The organism is Streptomyces sp. MNU76 (genome assembly GCF_020982545.1).
Taxonomy (GTDB): Bacteria; Actinomycetota; Actinomycetes; order Streptomycetales; family Streptomycetaceae; genus Streptomyces.
The window spans coordinates 766,329-786,808 of the sequence record NZ_JAJKLK010000003.1 but is presented as its reverse complement, the minus strand read 5'-3'; the positions used below and the strand labels follow the sequence as shown (position 1 = coordinate 786,808).

Here is a 20,480-nt window from a genome sequence, read left to right as displayed (position 1 = left end):
GGGTCCGGTGGGGGCTGGTCGCGCAGTTCCCGCGCCCCTGGAAAGCGGGGGCTGCGCCCCGCGCTTTCCAGGGGCGCGGCACGGAGATCTCCTACGCCCTCACGAGCAGCTGGAAGTCGAACGAGTAGCGGGAGGCGCGGTAGATGTGGGTGCCGTATTCGACCGCTCTGCCCGTGTCGTCGAACGTCGTGCGCTGCATGGTCAGCAGGGGGGCACCCTCGGGTTCGGCGAGGCGGTCGGCCTCCTCCGGGGTGGCCGTTCTCGCGCCGATGGTCTGGCGGGCGCTGTGGAGAGTGATGCCGGCGGTCCGCATGAGGCGGTAGAGACCGGTGGCCTCCAGCTGGGGCGAGTCGAGGTCGAGCAGGTCGGGCGGAAGGTAGTTGCACAGGTAGGCCATGGGCTCGCCATGGGCCAGACGGAGTCGCTCGATGCGGTGGACTTCGCCGCCCTCGGCGACGGCCAGGGCGGCGGCCACCTCGGCGGAGGCGGTGACGGTGGTGTTGACCAGGACGCGGGTGGCCGGGCGCTGGCCGGCGGCCTCCAGGTCGTCGTAGAGGCTGCTGAGTTCCAGGGGGCGTTTGACCTGGCTGTGCACGACCTGGGTGCCCACGCCGCGGCGGCGTACGAGCAGTCCCTTGTCGACCAGGGACTGGATGGCCTGGCGAACGGTCGGCCGGGACAGGCCCAGGCGGGCGGCCAGTTCGATCTCGTTGCCCAGCAGACTGCCCGGGGTCAGCTCGCCGTGCTCGATCGCGGCCTCCAGTTGCTGGGACAGCTGGAAGTAGAGCGGGACCGGGCTGCTGCGGTCGACGCTGAGCTGGAGCGACACGGTCGGATCCACTTCTGGTTTCGGCACGGGCCGAGCGTAACCGCGGTCCCGGGTGACGGGAAGCCGCGTGGTTCGGTTGTCCGGACAAACCATTGACACGGCGGCAGGTACGACCCCACTTTGTTTCCCATGCGCATCGGACTCATCGGGGCGGGTCGCATCGGGACGTTTCACGCGACCACCCTCAGCCGCCACCGTGATGTCGGCTCCCTCATCATCACTGACGTCGACCGGGCTCGGGCCCATGACCTCGCGGATCGCCTCGGCGAGACGGTGGCGCCGGGCGTGGACGAGATCTTCACCTGGGGCGTGGACGCCGTGGTGATAACGGCCGCGACGTCGGCCCACGGCGAACTGATCGGTCGGGCAGCACGCTCGGGACTGCCGGTCTTCTGTGAGAAACCCATCGCCGTCGACCTGCCGGGCACCTTAAGCGCGCTGACCGAGGTCGACGCGGCGGGGACGGTGCTGCAGATGGGCTTCCAGCGGCGCTTCGACTCGGGCTATGTCACGGCGCGGGAGGCGGTGCGCGCGGGCCGGCTCGGACGGCTGCACACCGTACGGGCGCTGACTGCCGATCAGACGCCGCCGCCCCCGGAGTATCTGCCGGTCTCCGGCGGGATCTACCGGGACTGTCTGATCCACGACTTCGACATCGTGCGGTGGGTGACGGGACGCGAGGTCGGCACGGTGTACGCGACCGGGTCGGACGTCGGGCACCCGATGTTCCGGGAGGCGCACGATCTCGACACGGCGGTGGCCGTGCTCACGCTGGAGGACGGCACGCTCGTCACGGCCACGGCGGCGCGGGTGAACGGGGCCGGGTACGACGTACGGCTGGAGCTGGCCGGGGAACTGGACACGGTGGTGGTCGGGCTGGACGACCGTACGCCGGTCGCGTCCACCGAGCCGAGCGGGCCGCCGCCGGCGGACAAGCCGTGGACCGGTTTCCTGGAGCGGTTCGCGGCCGCGTACGAAGCCGAGATCGGCGCGTTCGTGGAGGTGGTGCGCGGGGAGCGGGCGAACCCGTGCGACGGCCGTGAGGCCCTGCAGGCTCTGCGGGTGGCGGAGGCGTGCGAGCTGTCCCGGCAGGAGCATCGGCCGGTCAACCTGGGCGAGATCCCGGGGGGCCGGGAGTAGCTTCACGTCTCGTCGCGGCTGTCGGCCCGGTGGGGCTTCTCGCGCAGTTCCCCGCGGGCTTTTAGGGGCGCGGGGAACTGCGCGACCAGCCCCCACCGGACGGACGTCTGGGGGTCGAAGGGGCGCAGCCCCTTGCGAGGATGGGACGGGTAGGGGCGGCGGGGGCGAGGAACCGCCTCACCAGCGCACCGGCAGGCTCCGCACCCCCCGTATCAACATCCCCGGCAGCCACTCCCCCGGCACCCCGTCCATCGCGAGCCCGGGACACCGCTCCAGCAGCGCGCGCAGCGCCACCCGCGCCTCCAGCCGGGCGAGCGGCGCACCGAGACAGAAGTGGATGCCATGGCCGAAGGCGAGATGACCGCGCGTGTCGCGGTGGATGTCGAAGCGGTCGGGGCCGGGGTAACGGGCGCCGTCCCGATCTGCCGCGGCCAGCCCGATCAGCACCGAGTCCCCCGCCGGGATGACCGTGCCCCCTATCTCCAGCGACTCGGCGGCGAAGCGGAACGTCGCGTTCTCCACCGGCCCCTCATGGCGCAGCGTCTCCTCCACGACGGCGTCCACAAGGCTCATGTCGCCCCGCACCTCGGCGAGTTGCCCGGGATGCGTGAGGAGAGCGTGAACGGCACCGGTGATCAGGTTGACGGTGGTCTCGTGGCCGGCGATCAGCAGGATGAAGGCCATCCCGCGCAGCTCCGCGGGTGACAGACGGTCGCCGTCCTCGTCGGTCGTCCGGATCAGCGCGCTCAGCAGATCGTCGGCCGGCGGTGCGCACCGCTTGGCCTCGACCAACTCCTCCAGGTAGGCGGCGAGTTGGACGAAGGCCGCGTACTCGCTCTCCCCGCTGGTGGGTGCCACCGCCTCCGTCGACAGCTTACGGAAGGCCGCCCGGTCGATCTCGGGCACCCCGAGCAGTTCGCAGATGACGGTGAGGGGCAGCGGGTACGCGAAGGACTCGACCAGGTCGGCGCGGCCGCGCGGCAGCATCTCGTCCAGCAGCGCGTCGGTGATCTCCTGGACCCTCGGCCGCAGCCGCTCGACCCGGCGCCCGGTGAACTCCCGGGCGATCAGCCCGCGCAGCCGGGTGTGCTGGGGCGGGTCGGCGACCAGCAGGTACTTGCCGATCAGCTCCTCGTCGAGGAAGGTCACCCCGATCGTCGAGCCGTCCTTCGACAGCCGGGGGTCGGCGAATGCCGCCCGCGCCTCCTCGTACCCGACGACGAGCCAGGCCTCGTGGTGCGCGTCGTGCTTGGGCAGCCGGACCCGGTGGACGGGACCGCGCGCCCGCAGTTCGGCGTAGACGGGATGCGGGTTCTCGGTGAACCCCGGTCCGTACTCCCCGAGATCGATCGCATGCTCATGCCCCATGGTTCCCCCTTCACCCGTCCAACGCCCGCCGTCGCTCAGGAGTGCCCGCCGTGCGTCAGGGGTGCCCACCGTCCGTCAGGGGTGCCCGTCCTCCTCCAGCAGCCCGGCGTCGTAGGTCAACAGGGCGATCTGCACACGGTTGTTGAGGCCGAGCTTGGCGAGGACGCGGGAGACATGGGTCTTGACCGTGGCGACGCTCATGAAGAGTTCGGCGGCGATCTCGGCGTTGGAGGCGCCGCGGCCGACGGCCACGGCGACCTCGCGTTCCCGGTCGTTGAGGGCGGCGACCCGCGAACGGGCGGTGGCGCGGCGGGTGTCGGGGCCGGGGCCCGCGGCATGTGCCATGAGCCGGCGGGTGACGGCGGGCGAGAGTACGGGGTCGCCGGCCGCGACCCGCCGTACCGCCTCGGCGATCTCGGCCGGAGCGGTGTCCTTGAGGACGAAGCCGGCCGCGCCGGCCCGCAGAGCACGCAGGACCTGGTCGTCGGCGTGGAAGGTGGTGAGGACGACGACCTCGGGCGCGTCCGGGCGGGCGCGGAGCCGCTCGGTGGCCGAGAGACCGTCGAGGGTCGGCATCCGGATGTCCATGAGGACGACGTCGGGGCGCGTACGGTCGACGAGGGCCTCCACCTCGTCGCCGTCGGCGCCCTCGCCCACGATCTCGATGTCTTCGGCGCCGCCCAGCATGAGCGAGAGGCCTCTGCGCACGAGGGGGTCGTCGTCGACGAGGAGCAGTCGGATCGCGGTCATCGGCCCACCGTTCGGATGTCGGTCATGGAGCACCACCGTAGGGCGCTTCGCCCGGACCGCCGCGTCGCCTCGGCCCGACCCGTTAGTGTCGGCCGGTACGGCATTCAACTGACGGAGGTTTTGGGTGCGTTACCGACTCCTGGGCCGGACGGGGCTGCGGGTCTCCGAGCTGTTCCTGGGCGCCATGACGTTCGGGGAACAGGGCGGGGTGGGGGCGCCCCCACAGGAGTGCGCGCGGATCCTCGACGTGTACGCGGAGGCCGGCGGCAATGTGATCGACACGGCGGTCAACTACCGGGGCGGGGAGAGCGAGCGGATCGTCGGTGAGCTGCTCAAGGGGCGGCGCGACCGGTTCGTGCTGTCCACCAAGTACACCGTGTCCCGGGACGGCGCCGACCCCAACGCCGCGGGCAACCACCGCAAGAACCTCGCCCTGTCCCTGGAGACGAGTCTGCGGCGCCTCGGGACGGACTACATCGACCTCTACTGGGTGCACATCTGGGACCGCAACACCCCCGTCGAGGAGACGATGCGCGCCCTCGACGACGCCGTACGGTCCGGGAAGGTGCTGTACGTCGGCATCTCGGACGCCCCGGCGTGGGTGGTGGCGCGCGCCAACACGCTGGCCGAGTGGCGGGGTTGGTCGCCGCTGTCGGCGCTCCAGGTGCCGTACAGCCTGCTCAACCGGGACATCGAGCGGGAGCTGCTGCCGATGGCGGAGGCGTTCGGCATGTCGGTCGCGGCGTGGAGCCCGTTGCAGAACGGCGTGCTGTCCGGCAAGTACACCCGTCCGGGCGGGGTGGCGCCGGGCACGGCGACCCGGCTGTCCGCCGAGGCGATCGGCGCGCGCGAGCGGGCGGTGGCGGAGGCCGTGCAGTCCGCCGCGGACGAACTCGGCGCCACCCCGGCCCAGGTGGCCATCGCCTGGACCATGGCCCACTCCCCCGCCGTGCACCCCGTCCTGGGCGCCCGCCGCGTCGAACAGCTGATGGACAACCTGGGCGCCGCCCGGCTGGTCCTCCCGGAGGAGGTCCTGGCCCGGCTGGAGGAGACCACCGACTTCCGCCTGGGCTTCCCCGGCGACTTCATCGACGAGGCGTCGGCGTGGGTGTACGGGTCAGTGGGGCAGCGCGTGGTACCGCGTACGGCGTGACCCGGGCCGGGGCCGCCCGTCAGGGCCGCCCGTCAGGCGCGCAGGCGTACGCCGTGGCGGGTGCGCAGCCGGCGTATCTCCCACCACGCGACGGCCGTCACCGAGGCCGGGCCGCCGACGAGGGCTGCGAGCTGGACCAGCGGCGGGCCCGGCGGCAGTCCGCCGACGGCCAGGTTGATGGCGGAGAACTCCCAGATCAGGGCGCCGGTGAGCAGCGCGGGGAGCGCGGGGTGCACATCGACGGTGTTGAAGGCGCTGCGGACGGCGGGCCCGGTGGCGAAGACGATGAAGAGCAGCACCCAGAGCAGCGGGACGAGGAGGGCGAGGGGCGACCACAGGTTCATGTCGGGTGCCAGGTGGACGCGGGTGTAGTAGATCGCCCCGCAGAGGAGCGGGACCGTCGTGAAGGCGCCGACGTACCACAGCGCGGATCTCCCGGCGGTGCGCAGCGGGGCGCGCATGGCCCGGCGCGCGTCGGGCGACGACCAGCGGAACAGGGCCGCGACGACCACGGGTGCGCTCAGGAGCAGCAGCCAGGGGCTGATGGTCAGCCGCATCATGAACTGCTGCTGGGCCTGGTCGACGTCCTCGGGCTTGCCGTACACCGCCAGGATCAGCAGTGATATGAGGGTGGCCGTCCAGGCGCGTCTGCGCTGCAACCGCGTCACGTCCTCGTCCGGGGGGCGGTGGCGTGAGCGGGAGGGGAAGATCCGCCGGGCGGGGCGGCGCGCCGAGCGGGCCAGCGGGTAGCCCACCAGCAGACCGACGACCATCGGCCACGCGCACATCGCGGCCAGCACCCACAGGCAGCCGTGCAGCCGGAGCCCGCTGAGGAACTCCCTGAGCGGCGGCCATTCGTCCTCGCGCAGCCTTCGCACGAGGGTGGGCGGCGGGCCGTAGGGGATGCGGTGGGAAATGCGGGAGATGTGGCGGGAGGTGAGGGGGATGCGGTGGGTACGGTCCGTCGTCCGGTGGCGGCCAGGATGGCTGATACGGATTCCGTCCCCCGAAACTCACTCCGCTGTCCCCTCCCGTCCCGTTGCCGGGACGCTCCAGTGCTGTGTGCCGTACGTGCCGAGGCGGTCGTACGGGTCAACTGGCCATCATGGGGCACGAGATGGTGCGGCGCACCCCGATAGTGGTGTCCGGTCGGGGTGGTGCCCGGGGTCAGTCCCAGGGCAGGCTGGCGCGCACCGCGAAGCCGCCGTCGTCCTCGGGGCCGTGGTCCAGGCGGCCCCCGGCCAGCGTGGCGCGTTCGGTGAGGCCGATGAGGCCCTGACCGGAGCCGGGCACCGGCGGGACCTCCCCCGGGGGCGGGCAGTTGCGTACGCAGAGGGTGAGTCCGTCGCCCGGGGCGCCCGTGACGGTGACGGTGACCTCGGCGCCGGGGGCGTGCTTGCGGGCGTTGGTCAGGCATTCCTGGGCGATGCGGTAGGCGGTGCGGCCGACGGAGGTGGGGACGGCGGCGCGGTCGGTGACGTGCTGGTCGAGGACGACCTTCATCCCGGCCTCACGGCACTCGGAGACGAGGGTGTCGAGCGCGGCCAGGGTCGGCTGAGGGCGGCCCGCGTCGTCGGGATCGCCCGCGCGGAGCACACCGATGATCTCCCGCAGGTCCTGAAGCGCCTCGTGGGCGCTCTCCCGGATGACGCCCGCAGCGCGGACGATCTCGGCCCGTGGCGCGTCGGGCCGGAACTCCAGCGCGCCCGCGTGGACGCTCAGCAGGGTCAGCCGGTGCGCCAGGACGTCGTGCATCTCACGCGCGATGGCCTCCCGGGCGAGCCGTTGCGCCTGTTCGGCCCGGAGCGCGGCCTCGGTCTCGGCGCGTCGGGCACGGTCCCGGAAGCTCAGCATGAGCTGCCGCTTGGAGCGCACGAACATGCCCCAGCCGACGATCGCGGCGGTGAGGACGAAGACGAGGAGGACCGCCCAGGGGTAGGGGACGTCGGGGTCGGGGCGCAGCCAGAAGAAGAGCGGGTCAGCAGCAGGGACACGCCGCCGGTCCAGGCCACGTACCGGAAGGGCCGGTGCACGGTGAGGGTGAAGAAGGCGATCAGACCGGCGCCGCCCGCGGTGTTCGACACGAAGCAGACGGGGACCATCGCCACGGCGAGGCCGACCGTCCAACGTCTGCGCAGCCAGACGGCGGCGCAGGCGAGCGCGCCCAGCACCTGGTCGAACGTGGCGAAGGCCGACGGCAGGTCGGGTTCGTTCCTGACGGTGTCCGCGCCCAGGAGGCCGAGGAACACGGCCAGCAGGAAGCAGGTGAAGTCGACGGCCCAGTCGCGCGCGGTGCGCCTGGGCGGCCGTCCGGGTCGGCCGTCCGCGGTGTCGTCGCCGGAGTCGAGGAGGGCCGACGGCAGCAGCCAGCTCCGTCCCGGGAAGTTCGGGGGCTCGGATACCGCCTTGTCACCGCTCACGGTCGACAAATCTACGGGGAGCCGGGTCCCAAGACCTCCCTTCCGGCGGTGATCGCGACCGAAGTCGTGGCGCCGTCGACTTTCGGCTGTTCGTCGCGCCGAGATCGGTACTCCGGTCGCGCGGGCCTCGCCCCGCGGCCGATGAACGTGGGGGGACCGCGGGGCGAGGATCCTGGACATGAAGCAGCTGTTGGAGTTTCTCGGGTTCATCGCCCTGCTGCAGGGCACCGGCGGTCTGGTGTACGAACTCACCGGCAAGCTGAAGTGGGGGGTGACACAGTGGAGCGCCCTGGACGGCTACGAGATCTATGTGAGCGTCGCGCTGATCGTCCTGGCGGTCGCCCTGTTCGCGGCGGCGGAGAGCCGGAGGTCCCGTTGACCGGTGGCCGCGCGACCGTCCGTCCGGTGGGGGAAGGACGGACGGTCGCGCGGGGTGCGGGCCGGCCTGGTCAGCGGTCGTGGTCGACCAGGTCGAAGGACGCGTAGTGGTCGGCGGTGCAGTAGTCCTCCTCGTGGGCCTGACCGGTGACGATGCGGCGGGCGCCGCGGGTGGAGGAGCCGGGGGTCTTCACCGTGTACTCGTGGTATTCCTGGAGCACCTTTCTGACCTGCGCTTTCGCGGGCCGGATCGGTTGTGACCTGCTAGGTCGGGTTGCAGAGGCGATCGGAGGCAGTCAGAGGAAACCGCTCTGATTCGACCCGGGTTCGACCCGAGCTGCTCGGAGCCAGTCAGAGGCAATCGCCCTCTGTTTGGCCCCGAATCGGCCGAGGTCGGAGCGGTGTCGAACGGGTCAGGACTCCTCTGGCGGCACTCCGAGTCGATCTCGGTCGAGCCGCGATGGGGACGCCTGCCTCCGCTGAGGAGCCAGGCATACGAAGGCCTCCAGGACGGCCATCCTGGAGGCTTCGCTTGGCACCGATATTGGAGGTCGGTTCCGGACACCGCCCGTGGTTTTAGCGGGCCTGGGTGGCGTCCACGTCCTTGCGAGACGACCCCACAGTGCCACACCACACCCACCAGGCAGACCCATCCCGACGGACATTTCACCCGCGCGAGCGACTGGGGCTTCACCGGCTGCCTCCGGCCGCGGCTGACCTTGTCCTGGTCGGAGACCTCACCGGCCGCTACGCGGCGGGCAGTTACAGCAGGCTCGGCTCCGACGGTAGGAGCGTGGTCCTGCGCGAAGACCGGCAGGGTGCAGCCGAGCACGGGCACCGGATCACCGCGGCCATCGCCTGCCACGTCGCCCGCGCCGGCGGAACCGCCGACCAACTGACCCAGCTGCTGCTCCACTCCGACCACGAAGGCGGTCGGCACGCCCGGCACATCGCATTGCGCTCCGGGCAGGCGCGAGCCCTGGACTACATCCGCCGGGTGTGGGCCAGCGCCTCGGCGGTGGTGACCAGCACGCGGGTGCTGGAGTCGCGCCAGCATGCGTACGAGGTTCTTGCCGCGCTGCGGGACCGGATCGAGACGACGCCCTGGCGCGGGGAGCGGGGCCGGACCGCGCTGCGGGTGCTGCGGGCGCATCTGAACTTCGCCGAGATCGCGGGCGGCCCCCTGCATCACGCCAGTGAGCGGCAGACCGCCGAGGAAGCAGGCGTCTCCCGTACGACCCTGCGGGCCGTCTACGAGACGGTCCTCAAACCGCAAGGTTGGCTGCGCCGCCTGCGGGTCGGCCACGGCCGGGAGGGCTCCACCTGGTACCTCGCCGACGGCAACGCCCCCGCTTCGCTGTCTCGTTTCCGGACCACTCAGTACCCCCCCGACTCGTCACTTGAGGAGTGGCCCACCCCTGAGACAGGGTCGGCCGCCGACATCGATTCCACCGTCGTCGGCCGGCTGATGGGCCACGACGCCTTCGCCCACCACGGCCTCGGCAGCTCCGCGCTCATGATCATCGGCGCGCTGCACGCCCGGCCGGCCCAGACGGTCGGTGAGCTTGTCGGCTCGGCATCGGTGTCCCGGGCCACCGCCTACCGGACCCTGCGCCGCCTGGCTGACCACGGCCTGGTGCACCACAGCGGTGAGACCTGGAGCCTCGCGCCTCGCGCGCTGGAGGGCTTCGGTACCAGCCTGCCGGATGCGGTTCCTGGCCCGACCGCGTACCCGGCACAGGGCTGGGACGCGGTCGCCCGGCAGTGCGCCACCGCGGGCGTCGCGGCCCGGCGCAAGGCGCTGCACGCGGTCGAGCGCGCGGCGTACCGGGATGTGTTGGAGCGGCTGTCGGAGCACCGCCGCAAGGCCATGGTGATCGTCCGCGACGGCCGTCAGGTACTGATCCCGGCACCTCGTCCCGACGAGATTCCCTCTGCGTGGCACGCCCCGGGCGGGCGCGTCCTCGACCCGGTCACGGGCCGCCCTGACGCCGAATGGCGCGTGGCCACCGACGGCCGGCTGATCCTCATCACCCCATCGGACCAGCGCAGTTACGACGAGCTGGCCGCCGCCCATGCCGAAGCCCTCAGCGAATGGGAGTCCGCCGCATGAACCCAGAGCCCCCAGTCACATCCGATACCAGCGAGGCGATGACGCCCAATGTCCTGCGCAAACAGTACGAGTCCGGTGCCACGGTCGACGAACTCGTCGCCGCCAGTGGCCTGTCCTACGGCACGGTCCTCAACCGGCTGCACGAGGCCGGGACCGTGATGCGCACGTCGTGGCAGACCCGCCGAATGCGCGAGGACCCCCAAGCGCGCCAACGACTCGCAGCACATCTCCGCACACTGTACGAGGAGCACGGCGCCACCCTCACCGAGCTCGCCGCGGCGGCGGGAGGGACGAGGCGTGCTGCCCGGCTCCTGTTGATCGAGGCCGGCGGCACCGTGCGCACCACGCAGCAGACGCTGCGGATGCGCGCCGCAGCGCGGGCCGCTGAGCGGCGGAAGCTCGCGGTGTCCCTGCGGGCGCGGTACGAGGCCGGCGCCACGGTCCCGGACCTCGCCCAGGAGTGCAACTACTCGGTCGCCACCGTCTACCGGCTCCTGCACCAAGCAGGCACCCACATGCGGCCCCGGCACAGACACAGCCCAGCCCGTGAACCGAGAAAGCGGTCATGAGCGCCCCCGCCCTGTCGGGTGTCCCCCGCCTTGCCCGACAGATCAGAAAGTCGACCGTGCGCTATCCCGGACGCAGCGCTGCAGCACAGGCTCCTCCGTCATCGGCAAGCAGCCGCCACCGAAAGTCGGCCCACTCGCCGACCCGCAGAAGTCAACGCATCCTTTCCAGTTTCAGGAGATCAAGCACACGTGAACGAGAACACCCGTCACAAGACCCTGGCAGCGGCCACAGCCCGCGCCTGGGACGCCTTCGTCATCGTCGTCGGCATGCTCAAGGGCGGCACCGGCAAGACCACCTCGGCCTGGTTCATCGCGCTCTACTACGCCGTCGTCCTGGGGCTGCCGACGCTGCTGCTGGACGCGGACGCGACCAGCCAGTCCGCCTATGACTGGTTCAAGGTCGCCAAGGCCGAGGGTTTCGAGATCCCGGAGAACCTGGTGGTCGAGCGGTACCCGTTCGATGACATCGCCGAGTACATCCGTGAGAAGCGTGCCGAGTTCGGCGCGATCGTGGTCGACGCCGGCGGCGGCAGCGCGAAGCTGTTCCACGAGGCCGTTACCGAGGCGAACCTGCTGCTCGTGCCGGTCGCCCCCACCAAGATCGAGCGCCGCAAGCTCGTGGCCACCTTCGACGAGGCCGAGCGCGCCGCCGCCCGCAACGAGCGCGACGTCACCGCCCACGTAGTCCTCGTCAAGGCCGACGACCGCACCAGCCTGCCCCGCAACGCGAAGGACAAGCTGCTGGAGCCCGAGAAGGGTGAGGGCATCGGCCCGGACCGCGACGAGCCGTTCCCGCTCGCCGAGACCGTCATCCACTCCTGGGTGCACTACATGGAGGCCTTCGGCGAGATCCCGACCGAGCTGAGCGAGTACGCCGAACTGATGAAGGAGCTCACGGCATGAGCGAGCGCATGAAGCCCCCGGCCCGCCGCACGGGACGCACCCTGGGCGGGGCCAAGAAGTCGGCCCCGCCGCCTCCCCCGGCCGCCGAGCTCACCCCGAGCAGTACGCTGCCGAACAGGCCGCCGCCCAGGGCGAAGGCCGTCCCACTGCGGGCGAGGCGCAGGTGCAGCCCGCTCCTTCCGCCGCTCCCGCCGAGGCATCGGCGCGAGGCCGGACCGATGCGGCGCCCGAAGCGGCGGAGCCCTCCACCCAGCCGACTGTTGAGGTCACGCGGAGCGGCCCCGTGCCGGAGCCAGACGCCAGTCAGCTGGGCGTCGCCGCCCCGGAGGCGAGGATGGAATCCGCTGGGGAGCCAATGGAGACGCACGTGCCGCATGTGCTCCCGGCTCCCGAGCCCGCAGCACATGCGGTCCAGCCCACGCAGCCGACCGAGCCCGTTCCGCAGCATGGCCCGTCCGCGGCTCCTGGCGCAGTCCCGGCCGCCGAGGTGGCGCTTCGCCCTGCGGCTCCTCCGACGGCAGGCGGCAATGGGTTCCCGGTGAGGACCGATGTTTCACGGGCTCACCAGGAACAGGATGCGCAATCGCAGGAAGCGCCCAGCGAAGGGACAGCGTGGGCTCAGGGATCCGGCCGTCCCAAGGACATTCCTGAGGCCGCCGTTGTTCTCAACCAGCGCATCATCGCGCGCGAGAGTCTCGACTCGTCGGTGCCCGCGGCGCTGAAGCTGAAAAAGCGACTCAAGCGCTTCGCGCTGGACAACGAACTCGATCACCTGCCCATCGGCGACATCGTCTCGGTGGCACTGGACGAGTGGCTCACCACCCGCGGGTTCTGACCCGACCGCAGGGCACAGGGCGGCCACCCTCACTCAAGGGGGCGGTCGCCCCGTGGCGACTATTCCAATAACCCAATAGGCGGATAGCTATCAGCCTAGTCAGACCGACCGGAGCAGCTCGCGTGCCTGATCAGTCCCCCTACTCCCGCCGACTACGCGAAATCGCCGATGCGCTCGACGCCGAGTTCCAGCCGACCGATGACGTTCTCATGCCGCATCCGGACACTTTGGACGTCATCAGAAACCGGCACACCAAACGCGGACAGCTCAACCACGCCGTCCCCGAAGTCCTCCAACTCCAGCGCCGGATCCGCCGTTACAACGCCGACACGGGCGTACCGCATGGAGACATCGTCGCTCTCGCCCTCGACACCTGGCTCCGCGCAAGGGGCTACCCGCCGAGCCGCCCGCCCACCAACACGACCGCAACATGATCGGCACGCCGACGAACGACAAAGGGAGGACTTGCCTCTACTGCAGTCCCATACCGGGGATCCTCTTCACGTATCAACAGTGAGCGTTGTTCAACCTGAATTCGCTGGTCATGGGGCTGGCGTGGGCGGGGGCTGAGGTGCTTGTGCCAGTCGGGGGCGTGATCGGTAGCAGGTGATCATCCGACGCATCGCCGGTTCGCCGGAATCGCGATGCCGGGTTGGGAGTGCCTCGTAGGCTCCGAGGAGAGCCGGGTGGGAAGGGGCTGCTGGTGGCGGACGTACTGGTCTGGGTGATGCAGCGAAGGGTGGTGCTGGCCGATCGCGCCGAAAGGCTGCGCAAGGAACTCGCCGAGATCGATGCCGAGGTGGCCCGGCTGGAAGCCGCCGAGGTGGTGATCGGGCAGTTCATCGAGGCCGAGCGGAGCGGGCAGGCCGACGGCCCGGCCGCGGCTGAGGAGTTGGAGCGAGTGACGACTCCGGGTGCGGGCGGGATGCTGCTGGTCCCGCACCGAGAGCCGGGCACGGACGAATGTGCGCTGCCCGCCGACTACCAGGCGATCATGAAGATCGTGGCCGCAGTCTCGGAGCCGGTCCCGGCCAAGGACGTCAGCGTCCACCTCGGCAGGGGCACCCAGCCCGGGCAGGCAGGTCGAACCGGTACGCGACAAGCTCAGGCGCCTGGCCGACCGGGGCTGGCTGCACCGCACCCCCGCCGGCCGCTTCACCGCCCTGCCGCAGCCGCCGGTCTGACCGGACCCGGCCGGATTCGGGCGTAACACGTAGGACCCCGGCGGGAGTTGGGGATTCCATGCGAAAGAACACCAGTCCCGCCGAGGGCACTGAGGGGCTTGTCTACCAGTGCCGCCTGCCGCTGTCGAGCTCCACCCTGGACCTGGTCGCCGGCCTGGTCCGCAGCCACCTGAAGAAGATCCGCTCCCGCTGGCGCAAGCTCCCACCCGGCCGGATCGCCCTGATCGTCCTGGCCGTCCTCCGCCACGACCAGCGGCTTTCCGACATCGCGGGCGGCAACGACGTCTCCGCCTCCACCGTGCGCCGCTGGCTACTGGAAGTGATCGGGTTGCTGTCGGCCCGTGCCCAGCGCCTGGACCGTGCCCTGAAGAAAATCGCCCGGAAGGGTGGCGTCGTCGTCCTGCTCGACGGCACTCTCGTCCGTACTCGCCGACGCACCGGGGACGAGAACCGGCCGAACTATTCGGGCAAGCACAAGGCCCACGGCCCGCTGTTCCTCGCCCTGACCGACGAGACGGGCAACCTGGTCTGGATCTCGGCGGCAAAGCCTGGGCGCTCCAGCGAGATCACCACCGCCCGCCACAACAGGATCACTACCCGCCTGCGGGAGGCTGGTCTGGGCGCTCTGGCCGATCTCGGCTTCGTCGGCTTGGACGACGCCCCCGACGACCCGGTCATCGTCACCGGCCGACGGGCAACCCGCGGCCATCCACTCACCGACGCCCAGAAAGAGGCGAACCGGCTGGTCAGCCGCGAGCGAGCGGCGAACGAGCACGGCTTCGCCGACCTGAAGAACTGGCGGATTCTCACCAAGGTCCGCATGAACGCCCGACACGCGACCACGCTGCTGCGGGCGCTCCTCGTGCTAACGAACGCTGAGGTCCACCGCTGACGGACGATCACCCCCGACCGGCACGAGCATCCCAACCGCGACCCACGCCAGCCCCAGGACCTGCAACTTCAGGTTGAAACGAGTTCATTGAGAATGCGCTGCACCATGGTTCAACCGCGCCCGCTGAGCTGGAGCGACGTCCGGTATGCTGTATGGGGCGGGCTTTCAAGGAGCGTCAGGGGCAATAGAGAGGCCACAAGGACAGGAACAGATCGACAAGCCTGCATAGGGTCGACACCACTCACCGCCTCTTGCCTGCTGGAACGTCATCGATGAGCGTTGATCGGCAAGGGCCGCCAAGATCCTCAAAGGGGGCCTGTTCCACCTGCCCTACTTCCGATTCCTGAATATCGGCCCCTGCCAATAGTCGGATAGATCCCGTCGCAGCCTCTGCGGAGCCACAGCCGGCGGTGGGTATCTTGATCACCGTCGCGGACCGGCGCTCCGGCGATCTCCTCGCTCTTCGTCACCGCGATGTCGACGAGCCGGCTGACTTCGGTCAGCGCGGTGTGGACAGTGCGGTGTCCACCGAGCAGGATGCCTTCCACGGACCGGATCGCGTTGGCCGGCGCGTAGTAGAGCCGGCGCACGCGATAGATCGCCCATGGCATCGTCTTCATGTGGGCGACGGCGAGCGTGATGGGCTCGGTCACCTGGTCACGGTGCAGTCGCGTGATGAGTAGACACGGTCGGAGCCGGGCTTGGCCCTGGGCTACGTCGAGGGAACCTGATCGGGTCGAGGCCGACGACGGACAGGCCGAGGTCGGCGAGCTTCGGGGCCAACCCCGATGTCGCAACCGATGGCCACTACGGTCCGGGCGTTCAGTCCGGCGGCGACGGCGATGTACGGGTCGAGGTCGAACCGGTCGCCCTCGTGCACGTCGTAGAAGGCGGCGGGCAGGGGATGGGTGGAGCCTTCGTCTGCCATACGGCCGATCCTGGATCAAGCGGCCTGCGGGCGCCGTCGATCTTTGCGCCAGGTGCCCGGGGAGACGCCTTCACGGCGGGTGAAGGCGCGGCTGAGGGCGGTGCCGGTCTCGTAGCCGACCCGCACGGCGATCTCCTGCACGCTCAACGGGGTGTCGCGAAGCAGGGTCTTGGCCCGGTAGAGCCGCCACGAGGTGAGGTAGCTCAGCGGCGTCTCTCCGGCCTTGGCGTGGAATGCGGCGGCGAAGGCGGAGCGGGACATCCCGGCGGTACGGGCGAGTTCGGCGACGGTCCACGCCTGCGTGAGGTCGCCGTGCATGGCGTTCATGGCGGCGGAGAGCTGAGGGTCGCGGAGCGCGGCGAGCCAGCTGACGCCGCCGCTGCCGATGGAGGCGCAGCAGGCTCGCATCGCCTGCACGAAAAGCACATCGGCAAGCCGGCTGGCGATCAGCGCGGAGCCGACGCCGCCCTCGGACGCCTCGGCGTCGAGCAGGTCGAAGGTGGCACGAAGCGACCGGCCGGCGGCGTTGCCGAGATCGATGCGCAGCAACGGCGGCAAAGCGTCGAAGAGCGGTTCCGCGGCGGCGGTGTCGAAGGAGAACCGGCCGGAGAGGATCACCGTCCGCTCACCATCGCCGCTGTGCTCGGTGACGTGGCCCTCGGACAGCGACTCGCAGTCCACGAGGGCGCGGCCAGGCGCGTCCTGGAGCGTGAACTCGACGTTGCTCTGAACCAGGCAGCAGTCGCCGGCGACGAGCAGTTGCGGTTCGTCGAGCGACTTCGTGCCGAGCCAGCAGGAGCCCTCCGCGACCAGCACCAGCCGGGCGGAGTCGCGCGACCGCACGGAGATGCCCCACGGTGCGCCGGCGTCGAGCCGGGCGTACTGGGAGGGCCTCATGCTCATCGTGGTGAGCACGCTGTCGACAAGATCCATGACTCCTCGGCCCTGGACGATCGGTTGCAAACTTTGGACTCCAGGATACTGGTCGTCCAGCCCGGGCATCCTAACGTCAAGATCATGCAGTCATACCGATTGAACGCCGACCGCGTCCTCGAACTGGTAGAGGGCCCCATGCCCACGCCCGGACGTGGCCAAGTCCTGATCCGCGTCAAGGCCACCTCCCTGAACGGCCGCGACATGATGATCGCCAACGGCCTCTATCCGTTCCCGCCACTGCCGAACCTGATCCAGCTCTCCGACGCCGCCGGTGTGATCGAGGCCGTTGGGCCGGACACCACCCGGTTCCGGGTCGGCGACCGCGTGGTCAACTCGTTCAACCCGACATGGTATGGCGGCCCGGTGCGAAAGTTGGGCCAGATGTACGGCACCGACATCGACGGTTGGCTCACCGACTACGCCGTCGTCGACGAGAACGTCCTGGTCTCGATGCCCGAGCATCTCAGCTTCGAGGAGGCCGCGACGCTGCCGTGCGCGGCCCTGACCGGTTGGTCCGCCGTGGCCGGCGTCGGGCCTGGCGACACCGTGCTGGTGCAAGGCAGCGGCGGCGTGTCGCTGTTCGCGTTGCAGTTCGCCCGCACGGCCGGCGCTCGAGTCATCGCCACCACCTCCAGCGAGGCCAAGGCCGAGCGCCTGCGCGAACTCGGCGCCTCCGACGTCGTCAACTACGCCGAGAGCCCTGACTGGGGCTCCGTCGTCCGCAAGCTCACCGACGACCGTGGCGTCGACATCGTCGTCGAAGTCGGCGGTGCCGCCACCATCCCGCAGTCCGTGGAGGCCCTCGCCCTGCACGGCACCATCTCCCTGGTCGGCCACCTCGGCGGCGCCGGGCAGGGCATGGACCTGATGTCTCTCTCCCTCCGCTTCGCCACACTCCGCGCGCTCGGCGTCGGAAGCCGTAGCGACCTGGAGGAGATGAACCGCGTCATAGCCCAGCACCGCGTCCGCCCCGTGATCGATCGGGTCTTCCCCTTCTCCGAGGCCCTACAGGCATTCGAGCACTTCGCGCACGGCTCACGTTTCGGCAAGGTCGTGATCAGCCACTAACGGCGCTGGGTCGGGAACCGGCTGTCGGTCAGGATGGCCGGTTCCCGGCGAACGTCGCCTCGGTGTGCCGGGCTTTGGCGCTCGAAGACGGTCAGCGACTGCAGGAAGGCGTCGCGGGCATGGTCGACGTGGGCGCCGTCAAGATCGGCCACGGTGCCGTCGATGATGGTGTTGCCGCCGATCTGGCGGTACAGGTCGAGAGCCGGCGCACCCTCATGCCCCAGGGGCCCTTGCAAGATCGAAGATCGCCTGGTTCGCCGGAGTCGTCGCGAAGTAGGGGTGAGCGTCCCGGGACGAAGCCGAGATCGGCCAGAGCGCCCAGACCAGCCTCCCGCAGGCGGGTAGTGATCCTGTTGTGGCGGGCGGTGGTGATCTCGCTGGAGCGCCCAGGCTTTGCCGCCGAGATCCAGACCAGGTTGCCCGTCTCGTCGGTCAGGGCGAGGAACAGCGGGCCGTGGGCCTTGTGCTTGCCCGAATAGTTCGGCCGGTTCTCGTCCCCGGTGCGTCGGCGAGTACGGACGAGAGTGCCGTCGAGCAGGACGACGACGCCACCCTTCCGGGCGATTTTCTTCAGGGCACGGTCCAGGCGCTGGGCACGGGCCGACAGCAACCCGATCACTTCCAGTAGCCAGCGGCGCACGGTGGAGGCGGAGACGTCGTTGCCGCCCGCGATGTCGGAAAGCCGCTGGTCGTGGCGGAGGACGGCCAGGACGATCAGGGCGATCCGGCCGGGTGGGAGCTTGCGCCAGCGGGAGCGGATCTTCTTCAGGTGGCTGCGGACCAGGCCGGCGACCAGGTCCAGGGTGGAGCTCGACAGCGGCAGGCGGCACTGGTAGACAAGCCCCTCAGTGCCCTCGGCGGGACTGGTGTTCTTTCGCATGGAATCCCCAACTCCCGCCGGGGTCCTACGTGTTACGCCCGAATCCGGCCGGGTCCGGTCAGACCGGCGGCTGCGGCAGGGCGGTGAAGCGGCCGGCGGGGGTGCGGTGCAGCCAGCCCCGGTCGGCCAGGCGCCTGAGCTTGTCGCGTACCGGTTCGACCTGCCTGCCCGGGCTGGGTGCCCCTGCCGAGGTGGACGCTGACGTCCTTGGCCGGGACCGGCTCCGAGACTGCGGCCACGATCTTCATGATCGCCTGGTAGTCGGCGGGCAGCGCACATTCGTCCGTGCCCGGCTCTCGGTGCGGGACCAGCAGCATCCCGCCCGCACCCGGAGTCGTCACTCGCTCCAACTCCTCAGCCGCGGCCGGGCCGTCGGCCTGCCCGCTCCGCTCGGCCTCGATGAACTGCCCGATCACCACCTCGGCGGCTTCCAGCCGGGCCACCTCGGCATCGATCTCGGCGAGTTCCTTGCGCAGCCTTTCGGCGCGATCGGCCAGCACCACCCTTCGCTGCATCACCCAGACCAGTACGTCCGCCACCAGCAGCCCCTTCCCACCCGGCTCTCCTCGGAGCCTACGAGGCACTCCCAACCCGGCATCGCGATTCCGGCGAACCGGCGATGCGTCGGATGATCACCTGCTACCGATCACGCCCCCGACTGGCACAAGCACCTCAGCCCCCGCCCACGCCAGCCCCATGACCAGCGAATTCAGGTTGAACAACGCTCAGTGGGTCGGGAGGGCGCCTTGGGGTGTCAGTGCCCGCGTATACGCTCCCCCGGTGATCATTGACCGTACCGCTCGCGTCGTCCCTCCCCGCTACCCCGACCGCGACGTACGCAGCAGGATCGGCGACGCGTTGGGTAAAGCCGACGACGCCGACCTGCTCGCTGCGTACCTGTGGGTGCAGGAAGTTTCGATCGGCCGCGAAGCCTGCACCGCGCTGCGAAGGCAGAGAGATGCTCTCCGCAAGAATCTCGAAAAACTCAACAGCCTCAAGAACAGCTCACACTTTCGTGGGCGCACCTGGGACTTTACTCGGGCCGAACTTGACTCGCTCTTCGATGCATTCATCATGAAGGTGAGCGATGAACTCGACCTCATCGATGGCTCCTTGCGGCAAGCGGGCCTGGCCTTCGAGAAACTCAGTACGCTGCCAGAAGAGGACTTGTCCACGCGCTACGCTCCCGGCCGTGTCGACTCTCCGCTGAACACCATCGCCGAACAGTGGGACAAGATCGCCCCCAGCACAGAACGCTTCGCGGCAATGAATGACCGGGCACTCGCAGAGATCGAACGTCTCGCAGTCGTCGACGACCGGAGGAACATCTTCGCCCAGAGCCAGAAGAGTTACACTCTCCGGCGCATCCGGGAGTTCGATGGCAAGGACTTCGAGGTTCTCGTCGCGTGGCTCACTCAGCGCGACGGAATGAAGGTGATCCGGCAGCATGGCGGTACCGGGGACCGGGGTGCGGACGTCATCTCTCAGACGCCAGACGGCCGACGCGTGGTGGTGCAGTGCAAGCAGACCAGCAGGGCTGCCAAGCAGACTGTGACCAGTACGAACGTGCAAACATTCAATGGAACCGCTCGCCTTGAGCACAAGGCCGACATCGCTCTGATGGTCACCAACGGCACTTTCTCCGAACCTGCGCGCGACTTCGCCAATGATCACGCGATCCACTTGATCGGTGCAACGGAACTGGAGCGCTGGGCTACATGGGGCGACTCCCTGTACGACGTCGTGGGCCTCTCTCGGGGAAGCGCCCTTGAGGCATCAGCCTGATCACGTTGCTCTGGCGCGGGTCGCACGACCGCGCGCCCGACTTGGTTCCACGCAGGGCGGAACGGTCTTCGCTGTGCACGGCAGCAGTGTTGTGTTGCTGCCGGGTCGGTCTCAGCGGGTCAGTCGCCGGGTCAGTTGTTCGGCGGTGAGCTCCACTCGGCCGACTTGAGGGTCGTACCCGAACATGCGGGTGGGCCGGTTGAGGTACTCGGACTTTGACGGGTACTGGAAGTAGAGGATTTGCCCGCACACGGGGGCTACATCTCGCATCAGTGTGTCTTGGCACGTGCCCAGGACAGTGATGCCGTGGGCGGTGGCGACTTTGGTGATCGCGCTCAGCACTTCGCGG

Annotated in this window: 22 protein-coding genes and 2 pseudogenes; 12 read left to right on the top strand and 12 right to left on the bottom strand. The window is 69.9% G+C overall.

From position 1 onward, the window contains the following. Positions 1-91: 91 nt before the first annotated feature. Entirely contained in the window at positions 92-829 is a 738-nt protein-coding gene (locus E4N62_RS09810; protein ID WP_184903873.1) for a GntR family transcriptional regulator, read from the bottom strand. Between the two features lie 129 nt (positions 830-958). Between E4N62_RS09810 and E4N62_RS09805 the strand changes: the two genes are divergently transcribed. Continuing rightward, positions 959-1,969, top strand: a complete 1,011-nt coding sequence (locus E4N62_RS09805; protein WP_230213550.1) for a Gfo/Idh/MocA family oxidoreductase — start codon at positions 959-961, stop codon at positions 1,967-1,969. A gap of 177 nt (positions 1,970-2,146) precedes the next feature. Here E4N62_RS09805 and E4N62_RS09800 read toward each other — a convergent pair whose 3' ends face one another. Further along, positions 2,147-3,337, bottom strand: a complete 1,191-nt coding sequence (locus E4N62_RS09800) for a cytochrome P450 (RefSeq protein WP_230213549.1) — start codon at positions 3,335-3,337, stop codon at positions 2,147-2,149. 75 nt (positions 3,338-3,412) lie between these two features. Further along, entirely contained in the window at positions 3,413-4,087 is a 675-nt protein-coding gene (locus tag E4N62_RS09795) for a response regulator transcription factor (RefSeq protein WP_230213548.1), read from the bottom strand. A gap of 124 nt (positions 4,088-4,211) precedes the next feature. Here E4N62_RS09795 and E4N62_RS09790 point away from each other — a divergent pair, with 124 nt between their 5' ends. Further along, complete coding sequence (locus E4N62_RS09790) at positions 4,212-5,240, top strand: aldo/keto reductase (RefSeq protein WP_230213547.1); 1,029 nt, start codon at positions 4,212-4,214, stop codon at positions 5,238-5,240. A gap of 32 nt (positions 5,241-5,272) precedes the next feature. Here E4N62_RS09790 and E4N62_RS09785 read toward each other — a convergent pair whose 3' ends face one another. Together E4N62_RS09785 and E4N62_RS09780 are read right to left on the bottom strand one after the other, a co-directional pair. Beyond that, positions 5,273-6,118, bottom strand: coding sequence for a hypothetical protein (locus E4N62_RS09785; RefSeq protein ID WP_230213546.1), 846 nt, complete (start codon positions 6,116-6,118; stop codon positions 5,273-5,275). 289 nt (positions 6,119-6,407) lie between these two features. Then, positions 6,408-7,660: pseudogene (locus E4N62_RS09780) on the bottom strand (sensor histidine kinase). 178 nt (positions 7,661-7,838) lie between these two features. On the opposite strand from E4N62_RS09780, the gene E4N62_RS09775 reads away from it, so the two are divergent. Then, the gene (locus E4N62_RS09775) at positions 7,839-8,039 is read left to right on the top strand and encodes a hypothetical protein (protein ID WP_230213545.1); all 201 of its coding nucleotides are present in this window, start codon (positions 7,839-7,841) and stop codon (positions 8,037-8,039) included. Positions 8,040-8,109: 70 nt separating this feature from the next. On the opposite strand, the pseudogene E4N62_RS09770 reads toward E4N62_RS09775, so the two are convergent. Then, positions 8,110-8,247, bottom strand: a pseudogene (locus E4N62_RS09770) (ribonuclease domain-containing protein); the annotation flags it as partial. A 584-nt stretch (positions 8,248-8,831) separates the two neighbouring features. Here E4N62_RS09770 and E4N62_RS09765 point away from each other — a divergent pair. From E4N62_RS09765 to E4N62_RS09735, 7 genes are all read left to right on the top strand, one after another. Next, positions 8,832-10,151 (top strand): helix-turn-helix domain-containing protein, encoded by a 1,320-nt coding sequence (locus E4N62_RS09765; protein ID WP_230213544.1) that lies wholly within the window; start codon positions 8,832-8,834, stop codon positions 10,149-10,151. A 38-nt stretch (positions 10,152-10,189) separates the two neighbouring features. Then, entirely contained in the window at positions 10,190-10,720 is a 531-nt protein-coding gene (locus tag E4N62_RS09760) for a helix-turn-helix domain-containing protein (protein ID WP_230213543.1), read from the top strand. A 189-nt stretch (positions 10,721-10,909) separates the two neighbouring features. After that, positions 10,910-11,623 (top strand): ParA family protein, encoded by a 714-nt coding sequence (locus E4N62_RS09755; protein WP_230213542.1) that lies wholly within the window; start codon positions 10,910-10,912, stop codon positions 11,621-11,623. A 538-nt stretch (positions 11,624-12,161) separates the two neighbouring features. Further along, the gene (locus tag E4N62_RS09750; protein WP_230213541.1) at positions 12,162-12,458 is read left to right on the top strand and encodes a hypothetical protein; all 297 of its coding nucleotides are present in this window, start codon (positions 12,162-12,164) and stop codon (positions 12,456-12,458) included. A gap of 122 nt (positions 12,459-12,580) precedes the next feature. Beyond that, positions 12,581-12,892, top strand: coding sequence for a hypothetical protein (locus E4N62_RS09745; protein WP_230213540.1), 312 nt, complete (start codon positions 12,581-12,583; stop codon positions 12,890-12,892). A 269-nt stretch (positions 12,893-13,161) separates the two neighbouring features. Beyond that, positions 13,162-13,668 carry a hypothetical protein gene (locus E4N62_RS09740; RefSeq protein ID WP_230213533.1) on the top strand — a complete coding sequence of 169 codons (507 nt, stop codon included), beginning with the start codon at positions 13,162-13,164 and terminating at the stop codon, positions 13,666-13,668. A 32-nt stretch (positions 13,669-13,700) separates the two neighbouring features. Beyond that, a complete protein-coding gene (locus E4N62_RS09735; protein WP_230213539.1) occupies positions 13,701-14,534 on the top strand; it encodes a transposase family protein in 834 nt (277 codons plus the stop codon). Between the two features lie 305 nt (positions 14,535-14,839). Here E4N62_RS09735 and E4N62_RS09730 read toward each other — a convergent pair whose 3' ends face one another. Genes E4N62_RS09730 through E4N62_RS09720 form a run of 3 tightly spaced genes read right to left on the bottom strand, consistent with a single transcriptional unit; the run spans position 14,840 to position 16,395 of the window. After that, positions 14,840-15,187 (bottom strand): hypothetical protein, encoded by a 348-nt coding sequence (locus E4N62_RS09730; protein WP_230213538.1) that lies wholly within the window; start codon positions 15,185-15,187, stop codon positions 14,840-14,842. 59 nt (positions 15,188-15,246) lie between these two features. Next, on the bottom strand, positions 15,247-15,462 hold the full coding sequence (locus E4N62_RS09725) for a hypothetical protein (RefSeq protein ID WP_230213537.1): 216 nt from the start codon (positions 15,460-15,462) through the stop codon (positions 15,247-15,249). Between the two features lie 15 nt (positions 15,463-15,477). Next, positions 15,478-16,395, bottom strand: coding sequence for an AraC family transcriptional regulator (locus E4N62_RS09720; RefSeq protein WP_230213536.1), 918 nt, complete (start codon positions 16,393-16,395; stop codon positions 15,478-15,480). 84 nt (positions 16,396-16,479) lie between these two features. Here E4N62_RS09720 and E4N62_RS09715 point away from each other — a divergent pair, with 84 nt between their 5' ends. Next, positions 16,480-17,466, top strand: a complete 987-nt coding sequence (locus tag E4N62_RS09715; protein ID WP_230213535.1) for an NAD(P)-dependent alcohol dehydrogenase — start codon at positions 16,480-16,482, stop codon at positions 17,464-17,466. A gap of 91 nt (positions 17,467-17,557) precedes the next feature. Here E4N62_RS09715 and E4N62_RS09710 read toward each other — a convergent pair whose 3' ends face one another. Together E4N62_RS09710 and E4N62_RS09705 are read right to left on the bottom strand one after the other, a co-directional pair. Beyond that, on the bottom strand, positions 17,558-18,346 hold the full coding sequence (locus tag E4N62_RS09710; RefSeq protein WP_230213534.1) for a transposase family protein: 789 nt from the start codon (positions 18,344-18,346) through the stop codon (positions 17,558-17,560). A 32-nt stretch (positions 18,347-18,378) separates the two neighbouring features. Continuing rightward, a complete protein-coding gene (locus tag E4N62_RS09705; RefSeq protein WP_230213533.1) occupies positions 18,379-18,885 on the bottom strand; it encodes a hypothetical protein in 507 nt (168 codons plus the stop codon). A gap of 241 nt (positions 18,886-19,126) precedes the next feature. On the opposite strand from E4N62_RS09705, the gene E4N62_RS48625 reads away from it, so the two are divergent. Then, the gene (locus E4N62_RS48625) at positions 19,127-20,131 is read left to right on the top strand and encodes a restriction endonuclease (RefSeq protein WP_230213532.1); all 1,005 of its coding nucleotides are present in this window, start codon (positions 19,127-19,129) and stop codon (positions 20,129-20,131) included. 111 nt (positions 20,132-20,242) lie between these two features. Here E4N62_RS48625 and E4N62_RS09695 read toward each other — a convergent pair whose 3' ends face one another. Beyond that, the gene (locus E4N62_RS09695; RefSeq protein ID WP_230213531.1) at positions 20,243-20,401 is read right to left on the bottom strand and encodes a hypothetical protein; all 159 of its coding nucleotides are present in this window, start codon (positions 20,399-20,401) and stop codon (positions 20,243-20,245) included. Between the last annotated feature and the right edge of the window lie 79 nt (positions 20,402-20,480).

Bases quoted from the DNA above. Each gene is read 5' to 3' on its own strand.
- E4N62_RS09805 (WP_230213550.1), top strand. From the start codon at position 959: ATGCGCATCGGACTCATCGGGGCGGGTCGCATCGGGACGTTTCACGCG.
- E4N62_RS09800 (WP_230213549.1), bottom strand. From the start codon at position 3,337: ATGGGGCATGAGCATGCGATCGATCTCGGGGAGTACGGACCGGGGTTC.
- E4N62_RS09795 (WP_230213548.1), bottom strand. From the start codon at position 4,087: ATGACCGCGATCCGACTGCTCCTCGTCGACGACGACCCCCTCGTGCGC.
- E4N62_RS09775 (WP_230213545.1), top strand. From the start codon at position 7,839: ATGAAGCAGCTGTTGGAGTTTCTCGGGTTCATCGCCCTGCTGCAGGGC.
- E4N62_RS09760 (WP_230213543.1), top strand. From the start codon at position 10,190: ATGACGCCCAATGTCCTGCGCAAACAGTACGAGTCCGGTGCCACGGTC.
- E4N62_RS09735 (WP_230213539.1), top strand. From the start codon at position 13,701: ATGCGAAAGAACACCAGTCCCGCCGAGGGCACTGAGGGGCTTGTCTAC.
- E4N62_RS09725 (WP_230213537.1), bottom strand. From the start codon at position 15,462: ATGGCAGACGAAGGCTCCACCCATCCCCTGCCCGCCGCCTTCTACGAC.
- E4N62_RS09720 (WP_230213536.1), bottom strand. From the start codon at position 16,395: ATGGATCTTGTCGACAGCGTGCTCACCACGATGAGCATGAGGCCCTCC.
- E4N62_RS09715 (WP_230213535.1), top strand. From the start codon at position 16,480: ATGCAGTCATACCGATTGAACGCCGACCGCGTCCTCGAACTGGTAGAG.
- E4N62_RS09710 (WP_230213534.1), bottom strand. From the start codon at position 18,346: ATGCGAAAGAACACCAGTCCCGCCGAGGGCACTGAGGGGCTTGTCTAC.
- E4N62_RS09695 (WP_230213531.1), bottom strand. From the start codon at position 20,401: ATGCGAGATGTAGCCCCCGTGTGCGGGCAAATCCTCTACTTCCAGTAC.